This is a genomic window from Streptomyces argenteolus, from assembly GCF_042902585.1.
GTDB lineage: Bacteria > Actinomycetota > Actinomycetes > Streptomycetales > Streptomycetaceae > Streptomyces > Streptomyces argenteolus.
Genome location: NZ_JBIBEG010000005.1, coordinates 203,593 through 212,333, shown reverse-complemented (window position 1 = coordinate 212,333; position 8,741 = coordinate 203,593). Strand labels below are relative to the sequence as shown.

Below are 8,741 nucleotides of genomic sequence, written 5' to 3'. Positions count from 1 at the left end.
TGGGGGGGTTCTGCTGAGCTCCCGTCGGCATTTTCTGTGTGTTCCCCCCCGCGGGGGGGGCCCCCCCCCGGCGGGGCCCCCCCACCCTTCTGTTCGTGTCCAGCTGTGCGTGTCCGGTGCCGGATCAGTCGCGCTGTGCGCCCTGGGGCAGCGTACGCAGCTTCATGGTCGACGCGGTGGCGGAGCCGAAGCCGTAGTCCAGCAGCTTGGCCGCGTCGTTGTAGCGGTCGGTGCCGTTCAGGATGACGCCGACGTACGTCTTGTCGCCCCGGGTGGCGGCGAAGAGGAGGCAGGGGCCTGCCGCGGTGCCGGTGCCGGTCTTGATGCCGACGGCGCCGCTGTAGGAACCGAGCAGCTTGTTGGTGTTGTACCAGGTGTACGTGCGCAGTGCGCCGGTGCTGGTCGTCACCGGGGTCACGTACTTGGTGGTGCTCATGATGCCGCGCAGCGTGGAGCCCCGCATCGCGTAGCTGGCGAGCTGCGCGAGGTCACGCGGAGTCGAGTAGTTGTTCCCGGTCGACGAGATGCCGTCGAACGAGTCGAAGAGGGTGTTGGTCATCCCGAGCGAGGCGGCCTTCTTGTTCATCTGGCCGATGAACTGCTTCGTCCGGGCTGCCCGGGTGGTGCCCACGCCGTAGGTGTCGGCCAGCGCGTACGCCGCGTCGCAGCCGGACGGGAGCATCAGGGCGTGGAGCAGCTGACGGACCGTGGCCTTGTCGCCGGTCTTCAGGTCCGCCGTGCTGGCGCCCTTGGCCGTGACGTAGTCGCGGTAGGTCTGCGAGATGGTCACCTTGCGGGACAGATCGACGCCGGGCGTGTTGAGCACCACGGCGGCGGTCATGACCTTGGTGGTGCTGGCCATCTGCCGCTTGATGTCGGCGGACTTGCCGTACTTCTTGACGCCCGTCGCCCTGTCCTGCAGGAACGCGCCCTTGGCGCTGAGTGTCGGCAGGGGGACAGCGGCCTCGGCGGGGGACATGAGGGGCGTGACCGCCAGCATCACGCCACCGGACACGACCGCTGCGACGACGGAGTTGCGCAGGCGCTTGCTGCGTGCCTTGTGGCCGGCCGTGGGGCGGGTCTTGCGGCTCGATATCAATGAACGCTCCGAGTTCGCGAATGCGTAGAGGGGGCCGGGACATGGAGGGGCCCCGATACGAGACTCATGAGCGGCCCGCATGGATGTACGCGGGATGGCAAAGACGTGGACCCGTGGCGCGTGGGCCCGCGCGACGACCGCGCGGGCCCACCGCCGTTTTCGCCTGCTGGGGGCGCCGGGCTACTTCTTGAACCCGTAGTCCAGGAGCTTCTTGACGTCGGACGTCCGCGTCGTCTCGGACGTGGAGGCGAGGACCGCGCCGATCACCGTCCTGCCGTTGCGTGTCGCGGCGAAGACCAGGCAGTACTTGGCGTTCGCGCCGGAACCGGTCTTCACGCCGATCATGCCGCTGTAGCTGCTGAGCAGCTTGTTGGTGTTGGTCCACGACATGTAGCGGTAGCCGCCGCTCTTCGTGGTCACCTTCTGCTTGGTCGACTTCGTCTTCACGATCGAGCGGAACGTGGAGTTCTTCATCGTGCTGCTCGCGAGCTTCGTCAGGTCGCGGGGCGTCGAGTAGTTCGAGCCATTGCTTATGCCGTCGAACGAGTCGAAGTGCGTGTTCTTCAGGCCGAGGGAGGTGGCCGAGGCGTTCATCTTGCCGATGAACGACTTCACGCGTGCGGCACGGGTGGTGCCCGAGCCGAACTTGTCCGCCAGCGCGTACGCGGCGTCGCAGCCGGACGGCAGCATCAGGCCGTAGAGCAGCTGACGCACGGTCACCTTGTCTCCGACGATCAGCCGGGCGGACGAGGCGCCCTTGGAGACGATGTAGTCGCTGTACGCCTTCTGGATCGTGACCTTGGAATCCAGGTTGAGGTTCTTCTGCGTGAGCACCACCCGGGCGGTCATGATCTTGGCCGTGGAGCCCGTGGCGCGGCGGGTGTCCGCCGCCTTGCTGTAGAGGGCCTTGGCCGTGCCGTCGTTCATCACGAAGCCGCCGGGGGCGACGATCTTGGGAACGGCCGGAGTGGCGGCCTGCGCGGTGGAGGCGAATGCCGCGCTCGCGATGACGGCGCTCGCCGTCAGGGCGACCGTGGCCGCGACGGAAGCGCGGCGGGTGCCCAGAATGCCGTGTGTCAAAGTAGACGCTCCAAATGTCCCTTGAGGGCCGTCGCACGGGAGTGCCGCCCTGACATGAGACTCGCGAGAGCGGCGGATGGCTGTGCACCCGAACGGGTGAGTTCGAGCGGTTCCGGTCCGGATCGCGGACGCCGGCGACGGACGCACCCATCTTGTATCTATGCTGTGTGCATGCCTGCCGCACCCCTTGCCTCCCCAGCCGCCCGCAAGGCGGACCCCAAGCCGCCGCCCGCCGCCGAGCGCGTCTACACCCACATCAAGGAAGCGGTGCTCGACCGCCGTTACGAGGGCGGCACCCTGCTGACCGAAGGCGACCTGGCCGAGGCCGTCGGTGTCTCCCGGACCCCGGTGCGCGAGGCGCTGCTCCGCCTGGAGGTCGAGGGGCTGATCAAGCTCTATCCGAAGAAGGGTGCCCTGGTGCTCGCCGTCTCCGCCCAGGAGATCTCGGACGTGGTGGAGACCCGGCTGCTCGTCGAGGAGTTCGCCGCGCGCAAGGCGGTCCCCGCGCCGCCCCGGCTGATCGCCCGGCTCGAACAGCTCCTGGAGGAGCAGCGGCAACTCGCCGAGGCGGGAGACCTGGCCGCGGTGTCCGTCAAGGACCGCTGCTTCCACGCGGAGATCGTGAAGAACGCGGGCAACGAGATCCTCTCGCGCCTCTACGACCAGCTCCGCGACCGGCAGTTGCGGATGGGCGTCGCCGTGATGGAGGCGCACCCCGGCAGGATCGCGGCCAACATCACCGAGCACGGTGAGCTGCTCGACGCCATCAGGGCGGGCGACCCCGAGGCTGCGGCGCAGGTCGTACGGCGCCATGTCAGCCGGGTGAAGGTGCTGGTCCGGGGTGATGACCGATGAGCTCGGCCTCTCCCACCCTCTCCCTGCCCGGAGATCCGCCCGGCGGTCGTCGTGCCGTCCGCGTCTGGGGCATCGGGGTCGCCGTCTACTTCGTCGCGATCATCTTCCGCACCAGCCTGGGGGTCGCGGGGCTCGACGCCGCCGACCGGTTCGACGTCAACGCCTCGGCCCTGTCGACGTTCTCCATCCTCCAGCTGCTGGTCTACGCGGGCATGCAGATACCCGTGGGCCTGATGGTCGACCGGCTCGGGACGAAGCGGGTCCTCACCCTCGGGGCGGTGCTGTTCACGCTCGGACAGCTCGGCTTCGCCCTCTCCCCCTCGTACGGGATGGCGCTCGCCTCCCGCGCGCTGCTCGGCTGCGGTGACGCGATGACGTTCATCAGCGTGCTGCGGCTCGGCGCCCGGTGGTTCCCCGCCCGGCGGGGTCCGATGATCGGTCAGGTGGCCGCGCTCTTCGGGATGGCGGGCAACCTCGTCTCGACCCTCTTCATCGCCCGCGCGCTGCACGGCTTCGGCTGGACCACGACCTTCGTCGGCAGCTCACTGGCGGGCGTGGTGGTGCTCGTCCTGCTGCTGCTCTTCCTCAAGGACCACCCGGAGGGCCACGAGCCGCCGCCCGCCGAGCACGCCGGCGCGGCGTACGTGCGCAAGCAGATCGCGGCGGCCTGGCGGGAGCCGGGTACCCGGCTGGGGATGTGGGTGCACTTCACCACGCAGTTCCCCGGCATGGTCTTCCTGCTGCTGTGGGGCATGCCGTTCCTGGTGGAGGCGCAGGGGCTGAGCAGGGGCACCGCCGGTGAACTCCTCACCCTGGTGGTGCTCTCCAACATGGTGGTGGGGCTCGTCTACGGGCAGGTCATCGCCCGCCACCATGCGGCCCGCGCGCCGCTCGCCCTCGGTACGGTCGCGCTGACCGCGCTCGTCTGGGCGTCCGCGATCTTCTACCCCGGCGACCATGCGCCGATGTGGCTGCTGATCACCCTGTGCGCGGTGCTGGGCGCCTGCGGCCCCGCGTCGATGATCGGCTTCGACTTCGGCCGGCCGGCCAATCCGCCGGAGCGCCAGGGCACCGCCTCGGGGATCGTCAACATGGGAGGCTTCATCGCCTCGATGACCACGCTCTTCGCGGTCGGCGTCCTGCTGGACGCGACCGGGGACGACTACCGCGTCGCGTTCTCCTCGATCTTCGTCCTGGAGGCGATCGGAGTGGTGCAGATCCTGCGGCTGTACGCCCGTGCCACGCACCGGGAACGCGAGCACCACGTCGTCAGCAGGGTGGAGGCCGTGCACGTGCCCGCGTGAGCCGCTCCCGGCGGTACGCCCGTCCCGGTCCGCCGCGGGACGGGCGTCACGTCACGGGCTCCACGGTGCTGCGCGCTCCCCGCTCCGCCTTCCGGAGGGCCCGCCGCTCACGGGGTGACGGCGAAGTGGCGCAGGATCGCGCCGGCCAGCTCCTGGTCGCCGTCGATCTTGATCCGGTCCTCCACGGCTGCCGCCCGGACCCTGCCGCACGCCAGCCGGTAGTACGTCTCCCAGTCCATGGCCAGCGTCGCCGCCGGACCGAGCGACGGCGCGCCGTCGACCGAACCGCGGCCCTCGACGTCGACCCGGACGGTGCGCAGGAACTCCAGCGGTCCGTGCACGTCGAAGACCACGGCCGAGTTGGGCGGAGCGCCCGCGTCCTTGGCGACCACCTTCGGCAGGGCGAGCAGCAGGGTGTCCCGCACGATCAGGGCGCCGGGGGAATCCAGGTTCCCGGGCCGGCCCAGCGTCGTACGCAGATCCTGTTCGTGCACCCAGACGTCGAAGGCCCGCATGCGCAGGGCCAGTTCCAGGGTCTGCTCGGCGCCGAGGGGAGCCCGCACCATGGTCTCGGGGTCGCGCGTCTCGTTTCGCAGCTGACGCATGCGCCGGATGAGCGTGTACTCCAGCTCGGAGGTCATCTCCGGCGCGGTGTGGTGGCGCCGTACGTCGACCTGCATCTCCATGTAGCGCTGGTGGTCGTTCTGCACGTGGTAGAGGTCGCGCGGCAGGGTGTGGATCGGGCGGGGGTCGCCGAGCTGCTCGCACTCCATGCCGATGATGTGCGAGACGATGTCGCGTATCGACCATCCCGGGCAGGGCGTCCGGCCGTTCCACTCCCCCTCGGCGAGTGGCTTGACCAGCTCGGCTATCGACTCGATGGAGTGGGTCCAGGCATCGGCGTAGGTCTGGAGGCTGGGATGGACGGTCACGGGACCCCTCGTGCGGTTCTGCGGTGCATGGGCTGGAGAGCAGGGAGTGTGCCGGCGGGCGGCCGGCACCGACGGTGCTGTCTGCGGGCTGCGTGGGAGGTTCGCTCGCTAAGTTACGCTGCGAGCAGGCACCCCGGCAGTGCTTTCGTGTGACGATCGTAGGCCCGTGTTGACGACTCTCATGCCAGGACGGTGGTAGTGTGCACGCCTCCCTCATCCAGATCGCAGTAAACTCGGATGAATCGGTCAATTCCCGTAGAGAGCGCGCGGCTTCACTGGTCGTGGCCCAGCGGGGCGCCGATCTGGTCGTCCTTCCGGAACTCTGGCCGGTCGGAGCGTTCGCCTACACCGCCTTCGCCGAGGAGGCGGAGCCGCTGGACGGCCCCACCCACGACGTCATGGCGAAGGCCGCTGCCGAGGCCCGCGTCTGGCTGCACGCGGGCTCCTTCGTGGAGCGGGCCGGTGACGGCACCCTGTACAACACCTCGCTCGTGTTCTCACCCGAGGGGAAGTGCGCCGCCGCGTACCGCAAGATCCACCGCTTCGGCTTCGACAAGGGCGAGGCGGTGATGATGGGGGCCGGTGAGGAGCTCGTGACCGTCGCGCTCCCGGAGACCACGCTCGGGCTCGCCACCTGCTACGACCTGCGTTTCCCCGAGCAGTTCCGGGGCCTGGTCGACGCCGGCGCCGAGACGTTGGTCGTCGCCGCGGGCTGGCCGGAGCGCCGTCGTTCGCACTGGACGTTGCTCGCCCAGGCGCGTGCCGTGGAGAACCAGGCCTACGTCCTGGCGGTCGGTTCCGCCGGAACCCATGCGGGGGTCGAGCAGGCGGGCCACAGCATCGCCGTCGATCCCTGGGGCGAGGTGCTCGCCGAGGCGGGAGCCGGCGAGGAAGTGCTCACCGTCGAGTTCGATCCGGCGAGGACCGCCACCACGCGGGCGCAGTTCCCCGCGCTCAAGGACCGGCGCCTGGGGCTTGCCGCCCCGCGCTGAGCCCGGTGCCGGCCTGGCGCCCGGATGGCCCTGTTTCACGTGAAACAGGGCCGGCGGCTCAGTCCTCGCCCTGTTCCTTGCCGTGTTCCTTGTCAGCGAGGACGATCACACAGACGGCCACCGCGAGCAGCAGCGGCACATCGGCGTCCTCCCGCACGACGTCGATGCCGTAGGTGTCGCGCACGGTCAGCCAGCGCCGGGAGATCTGGGCGAGCAGCTCACCGTCGTAGTCGATGGCGAACTCGCGGTCCAGGATCTTTCCGCTGACGTCCAGCTCGGTGCCGTCGGCCATCGTCACGCGGTAGTGGTTGCGCAGCAGCGAGAGCCGCTTCCGCTTGATCCTGGCCAGCTCGTCGCCGTCCCGCTCGATGACCATGGTGTCGCGCAGGCTGATCAGCTTCTGGCGGATCTCCACCAGCACCCTGCCGCCGGGGTCCTTCAGCTCGAAGGTCTCCCGCAGCCGCATCGCCTTGCCGTCGACGAGGAAGAGCTTTTGCCCGTCGGCGTCCTCGATCCAGTAGTCGTCGCCGACGCCGAGCAGTCGCTCACGCACGAGAAGTCTCATGGATCACAGGTTCCCTGACGCCTGACCGGAATGCGTGCAGGCCGCGGTGCTGTTGACTGGTGTCATGACAGCACGTGCACGCGTCCGCGCCCCCGAACTGATCGGCAAGGGCGGTTGGCTGAACACCGGCGACCGCCAGTACACCCTCGCTGACCTGCGAGGGCGCATCGTGATCCTCGACTTCTGGACGTTCTGCTGTGTGAACTGTCTGCACGTGCTCGACGAGCTGCGTGAGCTGGAGGAGAAGCACCGCGACACGGTGGTGATCATCGGCGTCCACTCGCCGAAGTTCGTGCACGAGGCCGAGCACCAGGCCGTGATCGACGCCGTCGAGCGGTACGAGGTGCACCATCCCGTCCTCGACGACCCCGAACTCGCCACCTGGAAGCAGTACGCCGTACGCGCCTGGCCGACCCTCGTCGTGGTGGACCCCGAGGGGTATGTCGTCGCCCAGCACGCCGGTGAGGGGCACGCGCACGCCATCGAGAAGCTGGTCCAGGAGCTGGAGGCCGAGCACGGCGCCAAGGGCACGCTCCGGCGCGGGGACGGGCCCTACGTGGCGCCCGAGCCGGTCGCCACGCACCTGCGCTTCCCGGGGAAGGCACTCGCCCTCCCGGACGGCGGTTTCCTGGTCTCCGACACCACCCGTCACCGTCTCGTCGAACTGGAGGCGGACGGCGAGACCGTGCGCCGCCACTTCGGCACGGGCGAGCGGGGGTTCGCGGACGGCGGGCCCGGTCAGGCCAGGTTCAGCGAGCCCCAGGGACTCGCGGTCCTGCCCGACGGCCGCATCGCCGTCGCCGACACCGTCAACCACGCCATCAGGGCGCTCGACCTCGCCACGGGCGGGACCAGCACCCTCGCCGGGACCGGCCGCCAGTGGTGGCAGGGCTCGGCCACCACCGGCCCGGCCACGGAGGTGGACCTCTCGTCGCCGTGGGACGTGGCGTGGTTCGGTGACCGGCTGTGGATCGCCATGGCCGGGGTGCACCAGCTGTGGACCTACGACCCTGAGCAGGGCACGGTGCGGGTCGCCGCGGGGACGACCAACGAGGGCCTGGTGGACGGGCCCGCGGACGAGGCGTGGTTCGCGCAGCCGTCCGGTCTGTCCGCGGCGGGGGACCGGCTCTGGGTGGCCGACTCGGAGACCTCGGCGCTGCGCTACGTGGACCTGGAGGGCGGAGTGCACACCGTCGTCGGTACCGGGCTCTTCGACTTCGGCCACCGGGACGGCCCCGCCGCGCAGGCGCTTCTCCAGCACCCGCTGGGCGTCACCGCCCTCCCGGACGGCTCCGTCGCCGTCAGCGACACCTACAACCACGCGCTCCGGCGGTACGACCCGGTGAGCGGCGAGGTCACCACGCTGGCCACCGACCTCCGGGAGCCCAGCGACGCCGTGCTCGTGGAGGGGGATCTGGTCGTCGTCGAGTCCGCACGGCACCGGCTGACCCGGCTGCGGCTTCCCGAGGAGGCCGTGCGCGTGGCCGACACGGCGCACCGCACCCAGCGGGCGGCCACCGAGATCGCACCGGGCACGCTCCGGCTCGACGTGGTCTTCCAGGCCCCCGCCGGGCAGAAGCTGGACACCCGCTACGGGCCCTCGACGCGGCTCCTGGTCTCGTCGACCCCGCCGGAACTGCTGGCCGAAGGCGCGGGGCAGGGTACGGACCTGAGCCGTGACCTGGTCCTGGCGGACGGCCACGGCGAGGGCGTCCTGCACGTGTCCGCGATGGCGGCGTCCTGCGACGACGACCCGGAGAACGAGTACCCGGCCTGTCACGTGCACCAGCAGGACTGGGGCGTGCCCGTCAGGGTCACCGCCGGGGGCGCGTCCAGGCTCCCGCTGGTGCTCGCGGGGATGGACGAGCACGCCTGAGCCCGAGGCCGTTGCCGGGGCGGCCGGTGCCGCCCCGG

8 protein-coding genes are annotated in these 8,741 nt (G+C 70.3%); 4 read left to right on the top strand and 4 right to left on the bottom strand.

The window, feature by feature from the left end:
• Window positions 1-124: 124 nt before the first annotated feature.
• Both ACFY8O_RS19700 and ACFY8O_RS19695 read right to left on the bottom strand, forming a co-directional pair.
• Window positions 125-1,000, bottom strand: coding sequence for a D-alanyl-D-alanine carboxypeptidase family protein (locus ACFY8O_RS19700; RefSeq protein ID WP_145810047.1), 876 nt, complete (start codon window positions 998-1,000; stop codon window positions 125-127).
• A 279-nt stretch (window positions 1,001-1,279) separates the two neighbouring features.
• The gene (locus tag ACFY8O_RS19695) at window positions 1,280-2,179 is read right to left on the bottom strand and encodes a D-alanyl-D-alanine carboxypeptidase family protein (RefSeq protein WP_387904065.1); all 900 of its coding nucleotides are present in this window, start codon (window positions 2,177-2,179) and stop codon (window positions 1,280-1,282) included.
• 171 nt (window positions 2,180-2,350) lie between these two features.
• Here ACFY8O_RS19695 and ACFY8O_RS19690 point away from each other — a divergent pair, with 171 nt between their 5' ends.
• Window positions 2,351-3,034: a GntR family transcriptional regulator gene (locus ACFY8O_RS19690; protein ID WP_387904063.1), complete on the top strand. Its 684-nt coding sequence runs from the start codon at window positions 2,351-2,353 to the stop codon at window positions 3,032-3,034.
• The gene (locus tag ACFY8O_RS19685; protein ID WP_387904060.1) at window positions 3,031-4,338 is read left to right on the top strand and encodes an MFS transporter; all 1,308 of its coding nucleotides are present in this window, start codon (window positions 3,031-3,033) and stop codon (window positions 4,336-4,338) included. Before ACFY8O_RS19690 ends, ACFY8O_RS19685 begins: the two co-directional genes overlap by 4 nt.
• 107 nt (window positions 4,339-4,445) lie before the next feature.
• Here the strand turns inward: ACFY8O_RS19685 and ACFY8O_RS19680 are convergent, their stop codons facing one another.
• Entirely contained in the window at window positions 4,446-5,270 is an 825-nt protein-coding gene (locus ACFY8O_RS19680; protein WP_387904058.1) for a maleylpyruvate isomerase family mycothiol-dependent enzyme, read from the bottom strand.
• 200 nt (window positions 5,271-5,470) lie between these two features.
• On the opposite strand from ACFY8O_RS19680, the gene ACFY8O_RS19675 reads away from it, so the two are divergent.
• Window positions 5,471-6,262 carry a carbon-nitrogen family hydrolase gene (locus ACFY8O_RS19675; RefSeq protein WP_387904056.1) on the top strand — a complete coding sequence of 264 codons (792 nt, stop codon included), beginning with the start codon at window positions 5,471-5,473 and terminating at the stop codon, window positions 6,260-6,262.
• Window positions 6,263-6,320: 58 nt separating this feature from the next.
• Here the strand turns inward: ACFY8O_RS19675 and ACFY8O_RS19670 are convergent, their stop codons facing one another.
• Window positions 6,321-6,827 carry an LURP-one-related/scramblase family protein gene (locus tag ACFY8O_RS19670; protein WP_387904053.1) on the bottom strand — a complete coding sequence of 169 codons (507 nt, stop codon included), beginning with the start codon at window positions 6,825-6,827 and terminating at the stop codon, window positions 6,321-6,323.
• 64 nt (window positions 6,828-6,891) lie between these two features.
• Here ACFY8O_RS19670 and ACFY8O_RS19665 point away from each other — a divergent pair, with 64 nt between their 5' ends.
• The gene (locus tag ACFY8O_RS19665) at window positions 6,892-8,703 is read left to right on the top strand and encodes an NHL domain-containing thioredoxin family protein (RefSeq protein ID WP_387904051.1); all 1,812 of its coding nucleotides are present in this window, start codon (window positions 6,892-6,894) and stop codon (window positions 8,701-8,703) included.
• Window positions 8,704-8,741: the final 38 nt, after the last annotated feature.

Bases quoted from the DNA above. Each gene is read 5' to 3' on its own strand.
- ACFY8O_RS19685 (WP_387904060.1), top strand. From the start codon at position 3,031: ATGAGCTCGGCCTCTCCCACCCTCTCCCTGCCCGGAGATCCGCCCGGC.
- ACFY8O_RS19690 (WP_387904063.1), top strand. From the start codon at position 2,351: ATGCCTGCCGCACCCCTTGCCTCCCCAGCCGCCCGCAAGGCGGACCCC.
- ACFY8O_RS19700 (WP_145810047.1), bottom strand. From the start codon at position 1,000: ATGCTGGCGGTCACGCCCCTCATGTCCCCCGCCGAGGCCGCTGTCCCC.
- ACFY8O_RS19665 (WP_387904051.1), top strand. From the start codon at position 6,892: ATGACAGCACGTGCACGCGTCCGCGCCCCCGAACTGATCGGCAAGGGC.
- ACFY8O_RS19670 (WP_387904053.1), bottom strand. From the start codon at position 6,827: ATGAGACTTCTCGTGCGTGAGCGACTGCTCGGCGTCGGCGACGACTAC.